The organism is Caulobacter sp. KR2-114, assembly GCF_049446115.1.
Lineage (GTDB): Bacteria > Pseudomonadota > Alphaproteobacteria > Caulobacterales > Caulobacteraceae > Acaudatibacter.
The window spans coordinates 167,204-187,150 of record NZ_JBMSEC010000008.1 but is presented as its reverse complement, the minus strand read 5'-3'; the positions used below and the strand labels follow the sequence as shown (position 1 = coordinate 187,150).

At 66.8% G+C, this 19,947-nt stretch carries 20 protein-coding genes; 12 read left to right on the top strand and 8 right to left on the bottom strand.

Annotation, left to right across the window (positions count from 1 at the left end; genetic code table 11):
* The gene (locus ACO2Q3_RS24630) at nt 1-912 is read right to left on the bottom strand and encodes a LysR family transcriptional regulator (RefSeq protein WP_423311545.1); all 912 of its coding nucleotides are present in this window, start codon (nt 910-912) and stop codon (nt 1-3) included.
* 102 nt (nt 913-1,014) lie between these two features.
* Here ACO2Q3_RS24630 and ACO2Q3_RS24625 point away from each other — a divergent pair, with 102 nt between their 5' ends.
* From ACO2Q3_RS24625 to ACO2Q3_RS24615, 3 genes are read left to right on the top strand one after another with little or no spacing between them, the layout of a single operon-like run.
* On the top strand, nt 1,015-1,662 hold the full coding sequence (locus tag ACO2Q3_RS24625; protein ID WP_423311543.1) for a glutathione S-transferase family protein: 648 nt from the start codon (nt 1,015-1,017) through the stop codon (nt 1,660-1,662).
* Nucleotides 1,649-2,839 (top strand): CaiB/BaiF CoA transferase family protein, encoded by a 1,191-nt coding sequence (locus ACO2Q3_RS24620; protein ID WP_423311541.1) that lies wholly within the window; start codon nt 1,649-1,651, stop codon nt 2,837-2,839. Before ACO2Q3_RS24625 ends, ACO2Q3_RS24620 begins: the two co-directional genes overlap by 14 nt.
* Nucleotides 2,840-2,878: 39 nt before the next feature.
* Nucleotides 2,879-3,643 carry an SDR family NAD(P)-dependent oxidoreductase gene (locus ACO2Q3_RS24615; RefSeq protein ID WP_423311539.1) on the top strand — a complete coding sequence of 255 codons (765 nt, stop codon included), beginning with the start codon at nt 2,879-2,881 and terminating at the stop codon, nt 3,641-3,643.
* A gap of 858 nt (nt 3,644-4,501) precedes the next feature.
* Here the strand turns inward: ACO2Q3_RS24615 and ACO2Q3_RS24610 are convergent.
* Nucleotides 4,502-4,993, bottom strand: a complete 492-nt coding sequence (locus tag ACO2Q3_RS24610) for a DUF4188 domain-containing protein (RefSeq protein WP_423311537.1) — start codon at nt 4,991-4,993, stop codon at nt 4,502-4,504.
* 292 nt (nt 4,994-5,285) lie between these two features.
* Between ACO2Q3_RS24610 and ACO2Q3_RS24605 the strand changes: the two genes are divergently transcribed.
* The gene (locus tag ACO2Q3_RS24605) at nt 5,286-6,716 is read left to right on the top strand and encodes an aldehyde dehydrogenase family protein (RefSeq protein ID WP_423311535.1); all 1,431 of its coding nucleotides are present in this window, start codon (nt 5,286-5,288) and stop codon (nt 6,714-6,716) included.
* A 44-nt stretch (nt 6,717-6,760) separates the two neighbouring features.
* Here ACO2Q3_RS24605 and ACO2Q3_RS24600 read toward each other — a convergent pair whose 3' ends face one another.
* Nucleotides 6,761-7,306 carry a winged helix-turn-helix transcriptional regulator gene (locus ACO2Q3_RS24600; RefSeq protein ID WP_423311533.1) on the bottom strand — a complete coding sequence of 182 codons (546 nt, stop codon included), beginning with the start codon at nt 7,304-7,306 and terminating at the stop codon, nt 6,761-6,763.
* 311 nt (nt 7,307-7,617) lie between these two features.
* On the opposite strand from ACO2Q3_RS24600, the gene ACO2Q3_RS24595 reads away from it, so the two are divergent.
* From ACO2Q3_RS24595 to ACO2Q3_RS24565, 7 genes are all read left to right on the top strand, one after another.
* Nucleotides 7,618-8,058: a response regulator gene (locus tag ACO2Q3_RS24595; RefSeq protein WP_423311531.1), complete on the top strand. Its 441-nt coding sequence runs from the start codon at nt 7,618-7,620 to the stop codon at nt 8,056-8,058.
* A 93-nt stretch (nt 8,059-8,151) separates the two neighbouring features.
* Complete coding sequence (locus ACO2Q3_RS24590; RefSeq protein ID WP_423311530.1) at nt 8,152-9,732, top strand: GMC family oxidoreductase; 1,581 nt, start codon at nt 8,152-8,154, stop codon at nt 9,730-9,732.
* 60 nt (nt 9,733-9,792) lie between these two features.
* The gene (locus ACO2Q3_RS24585) at nt 9,793-10,245 is read left to right on the top strand and encodes a winged helix-turn-helix transcriptional regulator (RefSeq protein WP_423311624.1); all 453 of its coding nucleotides are present in this window, start codon (nt 9,793-9,795) and stop codon (nt 10,243-10,245) included.
* Nucleotides 10,246-10,530: 285 nt separating this feature from the next.
* A complete protein-coding gene (locus ACO2Q3_RS24580; RefSeq protein ID WP_423311529.1) occupies nt 10,531-11,799 on the top strand; it encodes a hypothetical protein in 1,269 nt (422 codons plus the stop codon).
* 104 nt (nt 11,800-11,903) lie between these two features.
* Entirely contained in the window at nt 11,904-13,109 is a 1,206-nt protein-coding gene (locus ACO2Q3_RS24575; protein WP_423311527.1) for an acetyl-CoA C-acyltransferase, read from the top strand.
* Nucleotides 13,110-13,212: 103 nt separating this feature from the next.
* Nucleotides 13,213-13,422 carry a hypothetical protein gene (locus ACO2Q3_RS24570; protein ID WP_423311525.1) on the top strand — a complete coding sequence of 70 codons (210 nt, stop codon included), beginning with the start codon at nt 13,213-13,215 and terminating at the stop codon, nt 13,420-13,422.
* 4 nt (nt 13,423-13,426) lie between these two features.
* Entirely contained in the window at nt 13,427-13,627 is a 201-nt protein-coding gene (locus ACO2Q3_RS24565; RefSeq protein WP_423311523.1) for a hypothetical protein, read from the top strand.
* On the opposite strand, the gene ACO2Q3_RS24560 is transcribed toward ACO2Q3_RS24565, so the two are convergent.
* The 5 genes from ACO2Q3_RS24560 to ACO2Q3_RS24540 all read right to left on the bottom strand — a co-directional run bounded on the left by ACO2Q3_RS24560 (nt 13,617) and on the right by ACO2Q3_RS24540 (nt 18,849).
* Nucleotides 13,617-14,387: an enoyl-CoA hydratase-related protein gene (locus ACO2Q3_RS24560; protein WP_423311521.1), complete on the bottom strand. Its 771-nt coding sequence runs from the start codon at nt 14,385-14,387 to the stop codon at nt 13,617-13,619. The genes ACO2Q3_RS24565 and ACO2Q3_RS24560 overlap by 11 nt on opposite strands.
* Nucleotides 14,387-15,598 (bottom strand): iron-containing alcohol dehydrogenase, encoded by a 1,212-nt coding sequence (locus tag ACO2Q3_RS24555; protein WP_423311519.1) that lies wholly within the window; start codon nt 15,596-15,598, stop codon nt 14,387-14,389. Before ACO2Q3_RS24555 ends, ACO2Q3_RS24560 begins: the two co-directional genes overlap by 1 nt.
* 101 nt (nt 15,599-15,699) lie before the next feature.
* Nucleotides 15,700-16,455, bottom strand: coding sequence for an SDR family NAD(P)-dependent oxidoreductase (locus ACO2Q3_RS24550; protein ID WP_423311517.1), 756 nt, complete (start codon nt 16,453-16,455; stop codon nt 15,700-15,702).
* A 53-nt stretch (nt 16,456-16,508) separates the two neighbouring features.
* Entirely contained in the window at nt 16,509-17,642 is a 1,134-nt protein-coding gene (locus tag ACO2Q3_RS24545; RefSeq protein ID WP_423311515.1) for an acyl-CoA dehydrogenase family protein, read from the bottom strand.
* A gap of 10 nt (nt 17,643-17,652) precedes the next feature.
* Nucleotides 17,653-18,849, bottom strand: coding sequence for an acyl-CoA dehydrogenase family protein (locus tag ACO2Q3_RS24540; protein ID WP_423311513.1), 1,197 nt, complete (start codon nt 18,847-18,849; stop codon nt 17,653-17,655).
* 242 nt (nt 18,850-19,091) lie between these two features.
* Between ACO2Q3_RS24540 and ACO2Q3_RS24535 the strand changes: the two genes are divergently transcribed.
* Nucleotides 19,092-19,715 carry a 2-hydroxychromene-2-carboxylate isomerase gene (locus tag ACO2Q3_RS24535; RefSeq protein WP_423311511.1) on the top strand — a complete coding sequence of 208 codons (624 nt, stop codon included), beginning with the start codon at nt 19,092-19,094 and terminating at the stop codon, nt 19,713-19,715.
* Nucleotides 19,716-19,947 lie beyond the last annotated feature (232 nt).

Below are 19,947 nucleotides of genomic sequence, written 5' to 3'. Positions count from 1 at the left end.
CTACTTGGCGAGTAAAGCATATGACCGGGCCACTCGGACAAATTCCTCGATGATGAAGGCCACGAGCGGAACGTGTTTGGTTTCCGGTCGGACAAGGCAGGCGGAACGCCAGTGGAGCGATGGTAGGATATCGAGCACAACGAGTGCGCCGCTTTCGATCTCTCTCCGGAATATTGATTTCGGTCCTGCGGAGACGGCTTCACCGCGATTTATCATCGGCTTGATGACCGCGTAATTATTGCAGGAGAGCCACCTCCAACCGTCGCCGATGCCGCCCTGGTTGGAGATCGATCCCTGCATCCTGGGCGCAACCAACGGATAGCGCTGCCAGCTTTGAAGGTTGGCGTCTGGGTTTTGGAGTTCGGGGTGCCCCGTTGCGGCGACGGCGACTATTCGTTCTGTCGCCAGGTGCTTCGCCGCCAGGTCTCCGAATTGCGGATCATCGGTGTCGAACGGACCGACGATGATATCGAGATCGACCTCCCGCAGGCCGCGCACGAGGGTCGCGGCTTCCTCCGTCACCACCGAGACGCGGTTCGCGCGCGTGCGGACCAGCAACGATTGCAAGACGGCCGGCAGCAACAACTGTTCGACGATCGGGCCGACGCCGATCGTCACATCGCCCCCTTCCAGCTCGGCAAGCTGGTCGAGCAAGTGATCGATCCGCGCCAGTTGACCGTGCACGACTTCGAAATGGTCGAGCACGGCGTCGACGACTGGCGTCGGCGTCAATCCCGCGTGCGAGCGATGGAAAAAAATATGCCGGGTGAGTTCCTCCATCCGGGCAAGCTTCTTGCTTACCGTAGGCTGGCTCATGCCCAGCTGATCCGCCGCCCGCGAGATACTGCGGGTCGAACGGATAGCGGCCAAAATGCTGAGGTCGCCAGACGACAGCCTTGGGCTGGCGCGCATATTCCGATTTTTCATATCGATTGGAAAGTAACATCATTTCTTGAATGCCGGCAAACTCGCTAGCTTGCCCTCGCCTGAAAGGCAGTGACTGCGAGGACCGTCGTGACCATCGAGCTGTGGGGCATTGGGACGCCGCGCACATTCCGCCCGATCTGGGTGCTGGAAGAAGTCGGCACGCCCTATGCGATCCGCGCGATTGGACCGCGCACGGGAGAGACCCAGACCGCCGACTTCACGGCGCTGAACCGAAAGCAGAAGGTTCCCTTCCTGTCCGACAGGCAGGTCCGGCTCTCGGAGAGCTTGGCGATCTGCCGGTATTTGATCGAGGCGTTTCCAGTCGCCGGAATCTGGCGTCCCGAAACCTTGGAAGAGCGCACCAAGCTGGATGAATGGTGCTGCTACATCTACGGCGAACTCGACGAGACGGCGCTTTACGTGATGCGCCGACATCGAGATCTGGCGCACATCTTCGGTGATGCGCCGGCGGCCCTAACGTCCAGCCGGGAATATCTGGTCCGCCAACTGGCCATATTGGCGGATGGCCTCGATCCGGCAGCGACGATCATGCCGCAAGGCTTCAGCCTCGCCGACATCCTCCTCATCTCGTGCCTCGATTGGGCCAAGTCCTACGACGTCGGGCTGCCCGGCAGTCTCGACCGCTATCGCGCGAAGATCGCCGAACGTCCCGCCTATCAGCGGGCGATGAACAAGAACTACGTCATGAAAGCGAGCGACCATGGGACCTCTTAACGGCATTCGCGTCGTCGATCTGACGGCAATGGTTTCAGGGCCGGTCGCAGCGACCATCCTGGCCGACCAGGGTGCCGACGTCATCAAGGTCGAGCCGATCCAGGGTGAGCAGATGCGCTTCATGGGCGCCCCGCACAACGGGGTGCCAGCGACCTTCTTCTCGTGCAATCGCGGCAAGCGCTCGATCGCACTCGACCTGAAGTCGAACGAGGGAAAGGACGTCCTCCGCGACCTTGTCCGGCAGGCGGACGTGCTGATCGAGAATTTCCGGCCCGGCGCGATCGAGCGGATGGGATTCGGCGAGGCCGCGCTGCGCGCGCTCAAATCCGACATCATCGCGGTTTCGATCAACGGATTTGGCGAGCAGGGGCCCTACGCGCAAAGCCGCGTCTACGACCCCGTGATCCAGGCCTTGTCGGGCGCAACCGACATCCAGGCCGATCGCACCACCGGCAGGCCGGCGATGTTTCGCATCATCATCGCCGACAAGGTCGCGGCCCTGACGGCTGCCCAGGCGATCGCCAGCGCCCTGTACCACCGCGAGCGAACGGGCGAGGGCCAGGCGATCAAGGTTTCGATGCTCGACGCGATGATCAGCTTCTTCTGGCCGGAGGGCATGGGCGGCCTGGTCTATGCGGAACGCGAATTCGATGTCCGCAAAGAGCAGGGCACGATGGACCTGATCTTCGAGACCCAGGATGGGCATATCACCGCGGGCACCGTCTCGGACAAGGAATGGGCCGGCTTGTGCCGGGCCCTGCGGCGGGAAGACCTGATCGACGACGAACGGTTCGCCACGTCGATGGCCCGGATCGTCAATGCGGATGTCCGCAAGAAGATCGTCGCCGACGCGGTGTCGGCATGGTCGTCGGCCGAGATCCTCGCGCGGTTCCAAGCCGAAGGTGTCCCCAGCGCGCCGCTGCTGAATCGGACCGAGCTTCTCGACAACGCTCAAGTCGTGGCGAATGGAACGATCTCGCGCACCGAGTATGCCGGCTTCGGCGAGGTGCGACAGCCAGTTCCACCCGCTCGCTTTAGCAAGACGCCGAGCGAGATTTCCGGTCCCGCGCCCCGCCTGGGCGAGCACGGGCGCTCGATCTTGGCGGAGCTTGGCTACGACGAGGCCCGGCAGCAGGCGATGATCGACGCCAAGACGCTCAGGATCCCCCGCGACTGAGCGGATCGCCTTTTTTACTTAGCGGACCGGAGAACCGTGATGAGCAAAATATGTCTGGTGATCGGCGCGGGGGCCGGTGTCGGCGGCAGCGTCGCGGCGCGGTTCGCCACGGAAGGCTATCACGCCGTCCTTTGCCGCCGCAGCGACCAGGAAGGTCTCGACCGGCTCGTCGCCGACATCAAGGGCCGGGGCGGTGAGGCGACGGGCCTCTTGCTGGATGCGACCCGGGATGGCGCGATCGAGGACCTCGTCGAGAAGGTCGAAAGTGGGATCGGACCGATCGATGTGGTCCTGTTCAACCTTGGCGCACAGATCGGCGATCGTCCGCTGGCCAAGACCTCGCTCAAGACCTTCGAGCTGGGTTGGCGCATGGCGACGTTCGCGCTGTTCCGCCTCGCCTCGGCGCTGCTCCCGCGCATGGAAGAACGCGGCAAAGGCACGCTGCTGGTCACGTCGGCGACCGCCGCGGTCCGGGGTAACAGGGGGCAGCATTCGCACGCGGCTGCGATGGGCGGCCGCCGAATGCTCTGTCAGTCCCTGAACGCCGAATTCAGCCCTAAGGGCGTCCACGTCGCCCATGTGATTATCGATGGCATGATCGATGCGCCGGACACGGTGGGCAAGCTGCTGGGCGAGGAGCGATACCGCGCCATCCAAGAGCAAATGGGCAACGGGAAGGACGAGATCCTCGTGCCCGCGGAAATCGCGAACACGTACTTTCATATTGCGCACCAGCATCGTTCGGCGTGGACCCACGAGCTCGATCTTCGCCCCTTCACCAGCCTGCCATGGTGGAACCACTAAGCCGACTGTTGTTGGCGGGCCGGGCGCGCTAAGGCCACCCGTGGCGAGGCGAGTGGGTTCTCCATCGCCTGCCGAGCGCGTGGAGGGCCTCGCCCGTCCGTCCGAAATCGGGCGGAGGAGCCGGGGCGTCCGAAGCGATCGAAGCGTCGTCGCGGACCAAGTCGGGGCCAATGGCGACGGGCAACGACCTCATGATCCCTGCCGCTCGGCGCCGAGCCGCGCTCTGCACCTAGGGCAAATGCAGCGCGCCCACGGCTCTCGCGTGACCTCGCGTCATGCGATGCGGCGCTTCACAAAACCAGCTGACGCCGGCCTCCGGGGCCAGGCAACGGTGCATTGGCCGCCCGCACCGTGAACTCGCGCCTCTTGGCGGCCTCTCCAAGTCGAAACGCCGCCGCGAAGCCCATCTGCGCCCGGAGCCAGGCTGGATGGGCGGTCGCCATGGGCTGCCGCCCATCGCCGTGATGGCGAGGCGCCGCGCGCGCCGGCCAAGCTCGCGCCCGACCAGAATGCGGTGTTCTTCGACGATGCGGGCGAGGCCAAGATCCGCGACCGGTTGCACCGGCCCATGGGCGGCCCCTGATGCACAGCGCCATGGTCGGGCTCGCGCACGGGGACCCCGCCCATGTCGCCGCGATGATTTGCCAGGCCTGCCGCCGGCGCGCTTCTTCGCGCCCCTGCATGGAGCGCTACGCTGGGGCCAGCGTCGGCTCGCCGGCGCTTTTCCGCCGAACGAGGGGCTCGTCCTTCGGTGTTGGGATCGCGCGACGCAGCTCGACCCGAAGGCCGAGCTTTCCGATACGATCGTGATCGCAGCGCCTGACAAGGCGCCATGCGGCAGGCTTGCGAAGGGTTCGCCTAGGCCGCGGCCGTGGCCTTCATGCGCTGCCGAGCGTCCTGGCGGGCGCCGACCGCGTCGACGATCCGGCCGGCCTTGCCGAGGCCCATCGGGGGCATCGAGCCATAGATGCTTTCGTAGCGTCCCGGCGCGATGGCGTAGGTCTCGTGCCAGATGCCGACGTCGCCATCGAGGCCGACGATCTTGAAGAACGCCTTCCAGGCAGGCGCGTGCTCGTTGTCGGTGTTGCGCGCGTAGGCTTCCAGATGCTCGAAGGTGCGCCAGTACTGGACCGTCACGTTCTTGCCAAAAGGCTGCCCATAGCTTTCGGAATGGAGCATTCCAAACTCAGGGTGCTCGGCCAGTTCCTCGAGCATCCGCTTCATGGATTTCGCCACCAGGCCCCACTTCCAGAACTTCCAGGGCTTCACGAATTTCGTCCCGAGAAGGAAGACGACGAACTCGCCGTCGATCTCCGCGCAGACCCGCTTGTTGATGATCTTTTCCGCCATGCGGCCCTCCGTTCGGCGTCTTTGATATACGTTGTATATTAGAACTAACCTATGGAGAGGTGAAACGGAAGTGACAAAATTCATCTCCGAGCAACGAGTGAATTCGGGCCACCTCGGCGGAGTTGCGCCTGGACGATAAGTTCTGAATTGACACCCATATATGATGACCGGCAGTTTGCTCGGGGGCGCCGAACCTGGGTCTGGAGGGTGCCGCCGGCGGCACTGCGCGCCTGCCGCGGAGCGCCGCGGAGTGGGGCGGCGTTCGCCCGACCGCGATCAGGAGGATCTAGCCATGCGGGACTACCGGAAGATCTACGTCGACGGATGTTGGAGCGAGCCGCAGGGCGGTCGGAGCCATGAGATCGTCAATCCTGCGACCGAGGGCGTCGCCGGTCACATCACCCTCGCGACAGCAGCAGACGTCGACCGGGCGGTGGACGCCGCGCGGCGCGCGTTTCGGACCTATTCCCGCACCACGCGGGAGGACCGCCTATCGTTGCTCAACGCGGTCCTGGCTGGCTTCGCGGCCCGTCGTCAGGATCTCGCCGACGCGCTGGTCGAGGAGCTCGGAGCCCCGGCCAAATTTGCGCTCGAGGCCCAGGTCGGGACCGGCTTCCTGCACCTGGCGACCGGGATCGAGGTCCTGAAGAGCTTCGCGTTCGAGACCCAGCAGAGTTCGCGCACGGTCGTCCGTCGCGAGCCGATCGGCGTGATCGGAATGATCACTCCCTGGAACTGGCCGATCAACCAGGTCATGTGCAAGCTCGTTCCGGCGCTCGCGACCGGCAACACGATGGTTCACAAGCCGTCGGAAGTGACCCCGTTCACGGCCCACATCATCGCGGAAATCCTCCACGACGCGGGCGTGCCGCCGGGCGTTTACAATCTGGTGGACGGCGATGGTCCGACCGTCGGCGCTGCGATCTCCAGCCATCGCGGGGTGGACATGGTCTCCTTCACGGGATCGACCCGCGCCGGCATCGACGTGGCGCGACGCGGCGCCGAGACCGTCAAGCGCATCCATCAGGAGCTCGGCGGCAAGTCCCCCAATATCGTGCTGGAGGGCGCGGACCTGCAGAAGGCGGTCGGCGAGAACATCTATCGCCTGATGATGAACTCTGGCCAAACCTGCCACGCGCCGACCCGCCTCCTGGTGCCGAACGCACGCCTGGCGGAGGCCAAGGCCATCGCCGCCGCGGTCGTTCAAGGTGTGACCGTCGGCGACCCCAATGGCGACGTCCATATGGGTCCGGTGGTTTCGAAGCGGCAGTGGACCCGAATCCAGGAGCTCATCCGCAAGGGCGTGGAGGAAGGGGCTTCGCTGGTCGCTGGCGGCGAGGGACGCCCCGAGGGGCTGTCGCAGGGCTACTATGTGCGGCCGACCATCTTCGCAGATGTGACGAACGACATGACCATCGCGCGCGAAGAGATCTTCGGCCCGGTGCTCTGCGTCCTCGGATACGAGGACGTGGACCAGGCGGTGGCCATCGCCAACGACACCGACTACGGCCTAGGCGCCTATGTGCAGGCAGCGGACGACGAGGCGGCCTTGGTCGTCGCCGAACGCTTGGAGGCCGGCATGGTCTACATCAACGGCGCCAGCGAGGATCCCGCAGCCCCGTTCGGCGGCTACAAGATGTCAGGCAACGGCCGCGAATGGGGTCCCATGGCGTTCCAGGAATTCGTCGAGGTGAAGGCGCTCATTCGCCGCGACGCCGCGTAAGGCAGAGCCGGCGCCGGGCCGCGATTGGCGGCGCGGCGTCGGCCCTAGGCGCTCGCCTTCGCGTTCCGCCGTCGCGCAGCCGCCACTTTTGGAACCGAGCGGGTCTTCGTCTCTTCCGCCATCGGCAGATGGTTGAGGCCCTTGGCGCCTGGCCCGCGCTCAACGTGCACATGACGTGGGTTGAGGGGCTCGCCGCACTCGGAGCAGACCATGACCGGGTCGAAGACATGACCGCAGTCCATGTGGCGATGAAGGAGGGGTCGGCCCTTCTTGTCGACCATATGCACGTCGCCCCAGTGCACGATCGACATGACCACCGGGTAGAGGTCGAGCCCCTTCGGCGTCAGCCTGTATTCGTACCGTGTCGGATTGGTCTGATAGGCCACCTTTGTGAGCACGAACGCTTCGACCAGCTTGTTCAGGCGGTCGGTCAGGATCGGCCTGCCGATGCCGAGGCGCTCATGAAAATCGTCGAACCGACGCACCTTCAGAAAGCATTCCCGTAGGATCAGCAGCGTCCAACGATCCCCGATCACGGACAGCGTCCGGGAGACCGAGCACGGCTGATCTGCGAGTTCGTTCCACTGCATGCAAAGTTCCTAACGCCAACCCGACGTGAAGGTCGATGCCAAATATGAACGAATATAGTCCGCGTCGCAGAAATCCGCCACCCACCCCACGTCCCCACGGGCGCTGGGTATTCGTGGCGTTGCTAGGGCAGTCTTTCGTTCGTTGCGCAGGTGAAGGAGCACTTCAACACGACTCGCGCCGCGCGCTGACGATCCACAGGCGCAGGCAGCCTAGGCCCTCATGTGGGTTCTCTTTCTTTACTTTTGGACAAAGTTGCTGCGCCATCGTGTGCCGGCGCTCGGGAGCGTGAGCCGAGCCTGGGGGAATCGACATGATCGAGCTGACCCTGCGTGTGCTGGTCGCGGACGATCATCCCGTCAACCGCTTGATCCTGTCCGAACTCTTCACGCAGCTGGGTTGCCAGGTCTGGGCCGTCGCCGACGGCGGCGACGCGCTGAAGGTCGCACAGAACCAAGTCTTCGACCTGATCTGCCTCGACCGCCACATGCCCGGGCTCTCTGGCGACGAGGTCGCCGCGCGGCTGAGGCCCGATCACCACGTGCTGGCCTGGACGACCGATCTGAGGGCGCTGCCGTCGTGGTTCGACGGCGTCCTCCCCAAGCCTGTCACCTTGGCTTCGATCGTTGCGGCCTGCCAGGCGGCGGAGAAGCGCGCGCGGACCGCGGGAAGAGCCCGCCAATCGGCTGAGCATTTGCAACCCGATCGACCGAGGCCGGGCCCTTCAAGGCTGGCTGGAGCGCGTTCGGTCTGAGCGCACGCCTATTAAGCACGCCCGCACGTTCCGCATTGTCCTATGGGTACCATTTTAGTACTTACTGGAGTCCACTCAGGAAGCGGGGGCGGCGTGGACGAGTTCGACATCATTGTTGTCGGCGCCGGCAGCGCCGGTTGCGCTGTGGCGGGACGTCTTGCCGAGGATCCGCGTCGCAGCGTTTGCCTTGTCGAAGCGGGCGGGCGCAACGACAACGTCTTCGTCCGAACGCCAGGCTTGCTTCCTTTTATCCCCAATGCCGCGAAGTGGGGTTTCGAGACCATTCCCCAACGCGGCCTCAATGGGCGACGCGGTTACCAGCCGCGAGGCCGGGGGCTCGGCGGCTCGAGTTCGATCAACGCCATGGTCTATATCCGCGGGGCGGCGTCGGACTATGACCGGTGGGCCGAGGCAGGCTGCGCCGGCTGGAGTTTCGCCGAGGTCCTTCCCTACTTCATGAGATCCGAGGGCAATGCCCGCGGCGGCGACGCCTTGCATGGCGCCGAAGGCCCCCTTTCCGTCGAAGACCAGCGCTGGCCCAACCCGGGCAGCCTCGCCTTCATCGCGAGTGCCGCCAGCCTGCAGCTCGGCGCGAACCCGGACTTCAACGGCCCTAAGCAGGACGGCTTTGGCCTCTATCAGGTCACCCAAAGGCGGGGGGAGCGCTGGACGGCGGCGCGTGCCTATCTCTCTCCCCGGCGAAACCTTGCCGTCCACACCGGCGGCCTCGTGGAGCAGATTCTCATCGAGGCTGGACGGGCCACGGGCATCGTAGTCCGCGGCGACGGTCGCCGGCAGATGCTCAGGGCCCGCGGCGGGGTGGTGCTGTCAGCCGGCGCCTTCGGAAGTCCTCAGCTTCTGATGCTCTCCGGCATCGGGCCAGCGCACCATCTCGCCGACCATGGTGTGGACGTGTGTGTAGACCGCCCCGCCGTCGGAGAAGGCCTTCAGGATCATCCAGACTATGTGGGCTGCTGGCAAACCGGGCCCGAGGCGTTTTTCGGCGACAGCCTGGCCGGGCTCGGGCGCATGGTCGCCGCGCTCGTGGAGCATCGGATCCGGCGCACCGGCATGATGACGACGCCGTATTCCGAGGCGGGCGGCTTCTGGCGCTCCTCACCGGACTTGCCGGCGCCAGACGTGCAGTTCCACTTCTTCCCCGTTCCCCTTGAGGACCACGGACGCGTCAGGGTTCGCGGCCATGGGTTTTCCTGTCACGCCTGCGTGCTCCGTCCGCAGAGCCGCGGGTCTGTTCGGTTGCAGTCGGCAGACGCGGCCGCGGCGCCGCTCATCGATCCGAACCTTCTCGATGATCCCCGGGACATCGCGACGCTGCGGGAAGGCGTGCGGCTCATGCACAGGATCGTCGCCGCCGCGCCGCTGAGCGCCTATCAGCCGCGGGACAGGCATCCCATCGACATAGACGACAACGATGTGCTCGACGCGCTGATCCGCGATCGGGCTGATACGGTCTATCACCCGGCCGGCACCTGCCGCATGGGCGGCGATCCCGAAAGCGTGGTGGACGTCAGACTGCGGGTGCGCGGCGTGGACGCGCTCTGGGTGGCTGATGCGAGCGTGATGCCCGACCTCGTCTCAGGGAACACGAATGCTCCGAGTATCATGATCGGCGAACGATGCTCCGACTTCGTAAGGGCGGCGCTGAACGCATGAACGCGGCGAGCATCACTAGGCTAGGCGTGACGGCGAGTGCGTTCACTTTTGCCACTCGTCATGTGGACCGGTGGGGGCGCAGGCGGTAGGCTCGACCCGGCATCGGGCGTCCGCTGGCGCATCGGAGGTCCCTTGAGGTGGTCTGAGCTACGCGATGCGGATGATCCAGAGACGAGGGCGCTGGCCGTGCTTGGGGATCGTTGGGCCTTGCACCTGCTGTCCCAGTGCCTTGCCGGGACCGCCCGGTTCGACCAGCTCCAACGTCGCTACGGTCTCTCCAGATCAATCGTCGCCGATCGGCTGAAGCTTTTCGTCGAGGAGGGGATATTGGAGCGCTGCGATGCGGACGTTGCACGGCACGGATATCGGCTGACGGATAAGGGGCGCGCCCTGACGCCGCTGTTTGCGGCGATCAAGACGTGGACGCAGGATCACGTCGCCACTCCTCGTGCGGGAAGTACACGTCGAGCGCGGCCGAGGAGCGCCCCGCCCGAACCGCGATCTCCCGAATAGTGACGCCCTCTACAGGACACCTGTCCTCTGAGGAGATCGGCTCGGCTCAGTGGATGACGGACGCCGCCCCGAGCTAGGCATCGCGACCCGTTACCCTGATCGGAGGCCTTTCCTCCTGCCGGCGAGGTTGTTCTTGCGCCGATGGCACTATAAGTAAATAAAAAGAACTTATCGGGGAAGTGGTGGTGACGGTGCGCGTCGCGCGGAGGTCCCGGTCGGAGGCTGTCCCAGGTAACAAGGCGCCTAACGGCGGGGTCCTGCACGCGCGAAAGGCTATCGGACCCAATGGCCGCGCCTGAGCCCTTGCACGGCCTAGCCAGCCGTCAGGACGCTCAGGAGGCGCTCGCCGGCGACCTCGCCGAGATGGCTGGCCAGTTGGCGTCTGCCTTGGCTCTGGAGGATGACGCCGCGCTTCGCAGCTGGCTTCGCGCGGAAGCCGGCGCGCGCCCCGGGGAGCCGCTCTCGATCAGGCTCGGGCCGCAGGAGGTGTGGGCCGTGCTGAAGGGTCCGCAGACGCGTCTCGTCCGCGCGGCGGAGCCCGCGAGCCATCGCGTCGATCTCCATCAGCGCCTTTGGCAGGACAAGGCAGCCCTTGCCAGGTTCGAGACGGCGCAAGCTCGAACCTCGGCGCATCGACGCGCCGAGGAGATGTTGCGCCCCCTTCTCCAGCGCGGCCAGGATCCCACCCGGCGCCTCATGGCGAGCCTGCAACAACGCTCGGCGCTCCTGGAGCATACGGCCTACAGGTTCTCGACCCGATGCATCCACGTCCTCCAAGACTTGCGCCGGGATCTGCTCGTTCTGGGGACAGGCGACGAGGCCGGGGCGAGGGCGTCTCTGCTCACCTACTGGCGACTGGTCTTGGCGAGCGGACACCTCAGTGTGTTGGCCGCCTCGCCGGACGCGCGGCCTTGGCTTGTCGACATGGCGGGAAGTTTCACCTGGGTCGACTGGACGCCGAGCATGCCTCTCGTCCTCGAGCGCTCACTGTGGTTCGCAGCGGTCGGCGCCAAACAGGCGGCCGCTTTCGGCGAAGCAGTGGTCGAACGCTATGTTCGCGCCATGGCGCTGGCGGGGCAGCCGCTGCGGGTCTTCGATGCCGCGCTCGGCCTGCTGGCCATCGGACTCGACGATCCCCGTCTCGTGCCGGCCCTGCAGAAGGAACTCGATCTGCAAGCGCAGCGCTTCGAGCGCGCCAGCTCGACCCATTCCGCGTTGCAGGCCGGCATCGCTCGCAATGCGGGCGCCTGTCTTGCTGATCCGGAGGCGGCCGAACGCGCCCTGCCAACCGAACTGGCCGGCGTCTTGCCCGGCCGCGGCGCCGAGGTCGGACTATTCTCTCGCGCGGCGTTGCAGCTCGATGCCGCCGAACCGCTTGCGCATGGCTATCTGGGCCTGCTCGCGCTTCCGGCGCTGATGCGGATCGATCTCGAAGCGCTCTATCCGGCGCACCCTCCACGCCAACCCGTGTCCGGCATGGGACCTTCCGCCATCGCGACGCACATCAGACGGACCTGGACGCCGTCGCAAAAGCCCACGGCGAAGCCCCACTGACCGCGAGGCGTTGACGCGTCCGATGGCAGGGCGCTTGCATAAGTTCTTTTTTCATACTTAATAGCGCCCGACGCTCGATGTTGCCGAGACCGGAAGGAAGACCCATGCGCGAAGCTGTCATCGTCGCCGCCAAGCGGACCCCCATCGGCAAGGCCTATCGCGGCGCCTTCAACAACACCTATGGCGCGACCCTGGCCGCCGAAGCGATCAAGGTGGCTGTGGCCCAGGCCGGCGTGGATCCGGGCGAGATCGACGATATCGCGCTGGGCGCGGCCATGCAGCAGGGTACGACGGGCAACAACATCGCTCGGCAAGCCGCCCTGCGCGCCGGCCTGCCGAACACCGTCTCGGGCATGACCATCGACCGCCAGTGCAGCTCCGGCCTGATGGGCGTGGCCACGGCCGCCAAGTACATCGTCAACGACGGCGCCCCGGTCGCCATCGGCGGCGGCGTCGAGTCGATCAGCCTGGTGCAGAACGACAAGTCGAACCGCTTCATGGCCTTCGACCCGTGGCTCAACGAGCACGTGCCGGAGCTGTGGACGTCGATGATCGAGACCGCCGAGGTGGTGGCCGAGCGCTATGGCGTCAGTCGCGAGAACCAGGACGAGTATGCGCTGGAATCCCAGCGCCGCACGGCTGTGGCCCAATCGGAGGGCCGCTTCGACAACGAGATCGTCCCGGTCACCACCGTCATGAAGGTGCTGGTGAACAAGGAGACCGGCGAGACCGTCGACAAGGAGATCACCCTCTCCGCCGACGAAGGCAACCGCCCGCAGACCACGCTGGACGACCTCAAGAAACTCGCTCCCGTGTTCAAGGGCGGCCGCTACGTCGCCGAGGGCAAGTTCGTCACCGCCGGCAACGCCAGCCAGCTGTCGGACGGCGCCGCCGCCGTGGTGCTGATGGAGCGCAAGGAGGCCGAGAAGCGCGGCCTGGAGGCCCTGGGCGCCTACCGCGGCATGGCCGTCGCCGGCTGCGGCCCGGAGGAGATGGGCATCGGCCCGGTCTTCGCGATCCCAAAGCTCCTGGAGCGCAACGGCCTGAAGGTCGACGACATCGACATCTGGGAGCTGAACGAAGCCTTCGCCTCCCAGGTGATCTACTGCCGCGACAAGCTCGGCATCGACCCGGCCAAGTACAACGTCTCGGGCGGCTCGATTTCGATCGGCCACCCCTACGGCATGACCGGCGCCCGCTGCACCGCGCACCTGATGTACGAAGGCAAGCGCCGCGGCGCGAAGTACGGTGTCGTCACCATGTGTATCGGCGGCGGCATGGGCGCGGCTGGCCTCTTCGAGATCTTCTGACGCGCGTCCGCGCTTCGCCCAAGAACGATGAGGCTTCATTGGCCGCGAGCGGCGTTTCGGACCGGCCTCAGCTCGAGGCCGAGCTGAGAGGGCCTATCCCGACATGGCGGAAGACCCGGAAGCCCCACTCTCTCGTGCTGCGGTCGCCTTGGTCCTCGGCGCGGCGCTTGCGGGCTCCAGTCGCAGCGACCTGGTGGCGCGCGGCGGGGGTCTGGCCGACATCTTCCTGGTCGGAGGTTTGCTGTTGATCACCGGCGGGCTTATCGCGACGGTTCGCGTGCTCATCGCCCACTGGAATGATCGGGCCAGGTGAGGCGGTGAGCACCTCCCTTCCCGACGACGACCGCTCCGCGGACGCTTCTCACGAGCGCGTCACCGAAGTGCGGGGCGCGCGACGGCTGGCGCCGCCCGACGGCCTGGCCGGACCGCGCTGCAAGCGCCGCAGGAGCCGGGAGAGCGCACACTCGTCGTGCGGCTCGATCCTGACGATCGAGCCGCACCAGTGCGTCACGGCTTGAGGTGCACAAAGTTCGGGGGCCGCCTTTCGGCGAAGGCGCGGAAGGCTTCACGCGCCTCCTCGCTGGTCAGCCGTTCGGCGAAGACGTGGCTTTCCGCCTCGATCTGGCGCGCCAGCGCCGCGGCGTCCCGCATGAGCCGTTTGGTGGCGATCACAGATCCGAGGGGTTTGCCGGCCAGGGTCCGCGCCGCGGCGCGGGCGGTCTCGAGCACGTCGTCGCGCGAGGTCATCCGATTGGCCAGGCCGAGGGAAACCGCCTCCACGCCGGAGATCGCCTCGCCCAGGGCGAACGCGGCGAAGGCGCGCACATGGCCGATGCGGGCCGGCAGCAACAGGCTGGACGCCGCTTCCGGCGACAGGCCGAGATTGATGAAAGGCGCGGAGAGCTTCGCCGTGTCCGCGACATAGACCAGATCGCAGTGGAGCAGCATGGTCATGCCGACGCCGACCGCGAGGCCGGGAACCGCAGCGATGATCGGTTTCTGCGCAACGGCGAGCGCTTCGATGAAGCGATGCGCCTCGGGCTCGCTGGCCTCGCCGGCCGCGGCCTTGGCGAAGTCCGCAAGGTCGTTGCCGGCGGTGAAGGCTTCGCCTTCGCCCGCGAAAAGCACCACCCGCACGTCCGGGCTCACCTGGGCGTCTTCCAGGGCCTCGCGCGCGCTGCGGTACATGGCGGTGGAGAGGGCGTTCTTCTTCTCGGGCCGGGCGAAGGTGATCTCCCGCACGCCGCCGGCATCCCGCACCTGGATATGTTCGCTCATCAGGCGCCCGCCTGGACGGCCGAGGCCACGCCAGCCTCGGGAATGATCTCCAGGAGCGCGACCACCTCCTGCGCCGTCGTCAGGGGGCGCGGATTGGCGCGGGCGAAGATCGATTTGACCGCGACCTCGCCGATCCGGGCGTAGTCGGCGGGTTTCACACCCACCTCCTGCAGGCGGCGCGGCAGGCCGAGGTCATCGAGGAGGTCCTCAAGGGCTTCGGCCGCGCTCTTGCCGCTCCCGCCCAGGGCCGCAGCGATGCGGGCTTGGGCTTCTTCGGTGGCGGGGCGGTTGTAGCGCAGCACCCGCGGCATCAGCACCGGCGTGATCAGGTAGTGCGGCACACCCATGGTCCCGCCGAGTACGTGCCCGATGGCGTGGCTCGCGCCCATGGGTACGCGGGTCTGCAGCCCGAAGGCTGAGAGCCAGGACCCGAACTGCGCCTCGCGGCGCGCCTCCAGATCGGATGGGTCGGCCCTGCAGCGGCGAAGGCCGCGCGCCAGCCGCGTGAGGCCCTCCGTCACCACGGCATCGGAGAGCGGTGTGCCCAGCGGCGAGCACAGGGCCTCGATGCCGTGGTCCATCGCCCGGGTGCCGGAGCCGAGCCAAAGGGTCTCAGGCGTGTGTCGGGAGATGGCGGGGTCGAGGATGATGGCGAGCGGCATCATCAAGGGATGATGGAAGATCTGCTTCCAGTCGCGGCGGGTGTCGGTGACCAGGGCGCCGGCATTGTATTCGCCGCCGCTGAGGGTGGTGGGAACCACCACCGCGCGCACGCGCGGCGCGCGGAAGGTCTTGGCCGCCGCGCCGATGGCGCCGGGGACGGGGTTGACCTCATAGCCGTCGAGGCCGTCCTCCTCGAAGATCTCGTGCTCCATGCACACGGCCGCGATCTTCACGGCGTCGACGACCGACCCGCCGCCGATCGCGACCAGGAGGTCGGCGCCCGCATCCGCAGCCGCCTTGGCGAGCGCCACGGCGTTGGTTCGCGTCGTGTGCTGCGGCACCCGGTCGAAGTCGCCGGCGAAGCGCTCGCCGAGTTTGCGGCGCACGGCCTCGATCTCGTCGGTGGTGGTGTTGAGGGTGTGGCTCACCACCAGGAACACCCGCCGGGCGCCGACGCGCTCGGCTTCCTCGAGCAGGGCCTCACTGGCCGGCTTGCCAAAGACGACCCGGTCCATGGTCGGAAAGTTCTGAACGCCGTTGTTCCGCATCATTTAGCTCCTCAAGAGGGGGGCGCCCGGTCGTTGTCGGCATCGTCGACGGCCCGGGCTGCGCGTGAGGCTCGGGACCGGCCGCGCCGGGCCGGGTCTCGCTACCAGGGCTCCACCGAAGGGCGGATCTCGTGCTCGAAGGTCCAGGCGTCCGCCGGCTGCTGGTGCAGGGCCCAATAGGCCTCCGCGACCGCGGCCGGCCGCATGAGCACCCGCTCGCCCGTCTGGCCCGCTTGCTGCGCCTGCTGGATCCGCTCACGCACCCATGCGGTGTCCACGCCCGAGTCGATGACCAGGTGCGCCACATGGATGCCCTTGGGCCCGAGTTCGCGGGCGGTGGATTGGGCGACCGCACGCAGCCCGAACTTGGCGGCGGCGAAAGCGGCGTAGCCGACGCCGCCGCGCAGGCCGGCGGTCGCGCCCGTGAAGAAGATCGAGCCCGAGGCCCGCGGCAGCATGTGCCGCGCCGCTTCGCGGCCGCTGAGGAAGCCGGCGTAGCAGGCCATTTCCCAGACCTTCCGGAAGACGCGGGAGGTGGTTTCCAGCAGGGGGTAGTTGACGTTGGCGCCGATGTTGAAGACCGAGACCTCGATCGGGGCGGCGGCCTCGGCCTCCGCATAAAAGGCGCTCATCTGGTCCTCGTCGCGCGCGTCCAGTCCGCGCGCGACCACGCGGCCGCCGAAGGCCTCGATCTCGGCCTTGAGCGGCTCGAGCTTCTCGGCCTGCCGACGGCCGACGAAGACCAGATAGCCCTCCGCGGCAAACTTTTTGGCGATTTCGGCGCCGATGTAGTCGCCGGCGCCGACGACGACGGCGGTGGCGTTACGGGGCGTGGGCGATTGGGCTGGCGTTGACATGGGACTCCCTTTGGTCGGCCGGCGGTGTGCGCCAGACGTGTTCGGCGCGGAGGTCAGGCCGCGCGTCCGAGTTGGATGTAGCGTTCGATGTGGTGGTCCACGTCGCCGAAGAGGTGGTCGAGCATCATCAGGCGCTTGACCGAGTGCGACAGAGGCAGCTCCCAGGTCATGCCGATCCCGCCATGTAGCTGCACGGCTTCTTCGGCGACCAGGGTGGCGACCCGTCCGACCGTGTACTTGGCCGCGGCGATCGCGCGTTCGCGCTCACGCCGGTCGTCATCGAAAGCGGCGGCGGCGTTGATCACGGCCGAGCGCGCCTGTTCGATCTCCACGAGCAGCGTGGCCATTCGGTGCTGCAGTGCCTGGAAGGCGCCGATCGGCTGCCCGAATTGAACGCGGGTGCGCAGATACTCGACGGTGCTGTCCCGCACCACGCCAAGGGCTCCCAGCGCGTCGGCGCAGATCGCCAGCACGCCGGCCGCCACCGCGGATTCGAGCAGGCGGAAGCCCGTATCCGCGCCGCCCAGGCGTTGGTCGTCGTGGACGTCTACGTTGTCGAGACTGAGCTCGGCCCAGCGCGATCCGTCGACGCCCAGATAGCCGCGCAGGGAGAGCCCGGGGGCGCCTGCCGGGACCACGAACAATGTCAGGCCGGCCTCGTCCGCGTCCGCGCCGGCCGACCGGGCCGAGACGATGAAATGGTCAGCGGCCTCGCCCCAAGGCACATGGGCCTTGGCTCCGGAGATCGACCAACCGTCGCCGACCCGCTCGGCGCGCGCCGACACTTGGGAAAGCTCGTAGCGGCTCCCCGGCTCTTGGTGCGCGAGCGTCACGACGGCATCGCCCGCGATGATCTCATTCAGGAGGTGATCGGCCCCGTCAGTCGAGGTCGCGCCCAGCAGCAGCCCGCAAATCAGGCTCGGCAGGAACGGGCCGGCCACCGCGGCCGCGCCGAGTGGTTCGAAGACCGCCAGGATGTCGGCCGGCGTTCCACCGTAGCCGCCCAGAACTTCGGGGAAGAGCGCGCCGAGCGCGCCGAGCTCGGCGACCTGGCGCCAGGCTTCGACGCTGTAGCCGGGCGCGGTGGCGGCGAGGGCGAGCCGTCGCTCCAGGGGCAGGCGCTCGGCGAAGAAGCGCGCCAAGGTGTTGGAGAGCGCCCGCTGCTCGTCGCTGAGATGAAAGTCCATGGAGCGTGCCTCAGAGCTTCAGGATGGCCTTGGTGATGATGTTGCGCTGCACCTCGTTGGAGCCGCCGTAGATCGTCAGCTTGCGCGCATTGAGGTAGCTCGCCGTGACGCCGACCCCGTAGTCAGGCCCCACTGGCTCGGTGTTGGAGCCGGGCTCGAGGACCTTGCGCTGGTAGGGCACGGCGTAGGGGCCGAGCGCGCGGCGGGTCAGGCTGAGGATCTCCTGGCGGATCTCCGTCCCCTTGACCTTCAGCATGGAGCTTTCCGGACCGGGGCCGCCGCCCGCCGCGCTCGCGGCCACGACCCGCAGCGTCGTCGTCTTGAGGTTCTCGAGCTCGATCTCGAGCTTGGCGAGGCGCGCGGCGAAATAGGGGTCCTCCGCCAGCGGGCGGCCGCGCTTGGTCTCGGTCTGGGCGATCTCGCGCAGCAGTTCGAGCGACGCCGACGAGCCCCCGACCATCGCCATCTGAGTGCGCTCGTAGGTCAGCAGGTACTTGGCGTAGGTCCAGCCCTTGTTCTCTTCGCCGACCAGGTTGGCGACCGGCGCCCGGGCGTTGGTGAAGAAGACCTCGTTGACTTCGTGCTCGCCATCCAGGGTGATGATGGGCCGCACTTCCACCCCGGGCTGGTCCATGTCCACCAGGATGAAAGAGATGCCGTCCTGCTTCTTGCCGCTGGCGTCCGTGCGCACCAGGCAGAAGATCATGTTCGCGTGCTGGGCGTAGCTGGTCCAGGTCTTCTGGCCGTTGATGACGTACTCACCGCCCTCGCGGACCGCCGTGGTCTTGACGCCGGCCAGGTCGGACCCCGCGCCCGGCTCCGAGTAGCCTTGGCACCACCAGTCCTGGCCGTTCAACATGCGGGGCAGCCAATAGCGCCTCTGGTCTTCGGAGCCGTACTTGAGCAGCACCGGCGCCAGCATCTTCAGACCGAAGGCGATGACCGGCGGTGCGTTCGCAAGGCCCGCTTCGTAGTCCCAGATGAACCTCTGGGTGACCGTCCACTCCTGGCCGCCGTAGGCCTTCGGCCAGTCCGGCGCCAGCCAGCCCCGCTCGCTGAGGATGGCTTGCCAGCGCTCGGTCTGCGCCTTGCCGAGGGTCTTGCCGTGGCGCACCCGCTCGGCAAGCTCGGCCGGCAGCTTCTCGGCGAGGAACGCCCGCACCTCCTGGCGGAACGCCTCGTCCTGCGCGCCGAATGCGAGTTCCATCTCAAGCTCCCGCTCTTGGTTGGCTGGCGGTCTAACATAGTGAGTTGGAAAATAGAACTTGAAAGTTTCGAGCTCGGCGCCAGTCGCCGTGCCCTGGTCCGCGCCTGGGGAGCGTCAGGATGGACCTGCCCCGATCTGGCGTGAGAAAGAACGCCCTGGGGCGGCGAGCGGCTTGAAAAGAGCCGACGTTCGTGTCAGTAATAAATCAACACTTACTCTACAAACCTCACGAAAGGCTGGGCATGACCGTCAAGTTCCTCTTCGACTTCGGAAGCCCCAACGCGTACCTGTCGCACCGGGTGATCCCGGAGATCCAGTCGCGGACTGGGGCGGCGTTCGTCTACGAGCCGATCCTGCTGGGCGGCGTCTTCAAGTTGACCGGCAACCAGTCGCCGGCGACGGCCTTCTCGGGCATCAAGAACAAGCCGGAATACGACCGGCTCGAAATGCAGCGGTTCATCGCCAAGCATCGGATCGGCGACTTCCGCCATAACCCCCATTTCCCCATCAACACCTTGCAACTCATGCGGGGCGCGGTCGCCGCCCAGGAGGCGGGGGTGTTCGAGGCCTTTGTCAGCTGGATCTTCGACGACATGTGGGTGCGCGGGCGAAAGATGGACGATCCGGAAGTCTATGCCGCCTCCTTGGACGAGGCTGGTTTGCCGCGCGAGGAGATCCTTCGGCTGGCCCAGACCGATCCGGTGAAGTCGAAGCTCCTGGCCAATACCCAGGCCGCCGTCGACGCGGGCGCCTTCGGCAGCCCATCCTTCCTGGTCGGTTCCGAACTCTTCTTCGGCAAGGACCGCCTGCGCGACGTCGAGGAAGAAATCCTGAAGGCACGGCTCGTGCCGGCCGCAGCAGGCTGAGACGCGGATCCGACCGGCGCACGGTCGGTCGCAATATCAGCGATCGGCCGACTTGGTTGCGGGCGTACGCCGCCAAGTCCTCCGCAGCTTTCGCGAGCTTTGCCCTCGCGCGCGAGCCATTGCGTTCATGGTCGACAGCCGACCTTCAGCTGTTGCGCCGCGGCCGCCGTCTCAATCTTATGGGAAGGGCGCCGAGCTCGACCCTCAAACTCGGCCCCTAGCGAGAGATGCC

What these genes read in the sequence shown, in the direction of transcription:
- ACO2Q3_RS24630 (WP_423311545.1), bottom strand. Translation starts at nt 912, where the DNA reads ATGCGCGCCAGCCCAAGGCTGTCGTCTGGCGACCTCAGCATTTTGGCC.
- ACO2Q3_RS24620 (WP_423311541.1), top strand. Translation starts at nt 1,649, where the DNA reads ATGGGACCTCTTAACGGCATTCGCGTCGTCGATCTGACGGCAATGGTT.
- ACO2Q3_RS24615 (WP_423311539.1), top strand. Translation starts at nt 2,879, where the DNA reads ATGAGCAAAATATGTCTGGTGATCGGCGCGGGGGCCGGTGTCGGCGGC.
- ACO2Q3_RS24610 (WP_423311537.1), bottom strand. Translation starts at nt 4,993, where the DNA reads ATGGCGGAAAAGATCATCAACAAGCGGGTCTGCGCGGAGATCGACGGC.
- ACO2Q3_RS24605 (WP_423311535.1), top strand. Translation starts at nt 5,286, where the DNA reads ATGCGGGACTACCGGAAGATCTACGTCGACGGATGTTGGAGCGAGCCG.
- ACO2Q3_RS24600 (WP_423311533.1), bottom strand. Translation starts at nt 7,306, where the DNA reads ATGCAGTGGAACGAACTCGCAGATCAGCCGTGCTCGGTCTCCCGGACG.
- ACO2Q3_RS24595 (WP_423311531.1), top strand. Translation starts at nt 7,618, where the DNA reads ATGATCGAGCTGACCCTGCGTGTGCTGGTCGCGGACGATCATCCCGTC.
- ACO2Q3_RS24585 (WP_423311624.1), top strand. Translation starts at nt 9,793, where the DNA reads ATGTGGACCGGTGGGGGCGCAGGCGGTAGGCTCGACCCGGCATCGGGC.
- ACO2Q3_RS24580 (WP_423311529.1), top strand. Translation starts at nt 10,531, where the DNA reads ATGGCCGCGCCTGAGCCCTTGCACGGCCTAGCCAGCCGTCAGGACGCT.
- ACO2Q3_RS24575 (WP_423311527.1), top strand. Translation starts at nt 11,904, where the DNA reads ATGCGCGAAGCTGTCATCGTCGCCGCCAAGCGGACCCCCATCGGCAAG.
- ACO2Q3_RS24570 (WP_423311525.1), top strand. Translation starts at nt 13,213, where the DNA reads ATGGCGGAAGACCCGGAAGCCCCACTCTCTCGTGCTGCGGTCGCCTTG.
- ACO2Q3_RS24560 (WP_423311521.1), bottom strand. Translation starts at nt 14,387, where the DNA reads ATGAGCGAACATATCCAGGTGCGGGATGCCGGCGGCGTGCGGGAGATC.
- ACO2Q3_RS24555 (WP_423311519.1), bottom strand. Translation starts at nt 15,598, where the DNA reads ATGCGGAACAACGGCGTTCAGAACTTTCCGACCATGGACCGGGTCGTC.
- ACO2Q3_RS24550 (WP_423311517.1), bottom strand. Translation starts at nt 16,455, where the DNA reads ATGTCAACGCCAGCCCAATCGCCCACGCCCCGTAACGCCACCGCCGTC.
- ACO2Q3_RS24545 (WP_423311515.1), bottom strand. Translation starts at nt 17,642, where the DNA reads ATGGACTTTCATCTCAGCGACGAGCAGCGGGCGCTCTCCAACACCTTG.
- ACO2Q3_RS24540 (WP_423311513.1), bottom strand. Translation starts at nt 18,849, where the DNA reads ATGGAACTCGCATTCGGCGCGCAGGACGAGGCGTTCCGCCAGGAGGTG.
- ACO2Q3_RS24535 (WP_423311511.1), top strand. Translation starts at nt 19,092, where the DNA reads ATGACCGTCAAGTTCCTCTTCGACTTCGGAAGCCCCAACGCGTACCTG.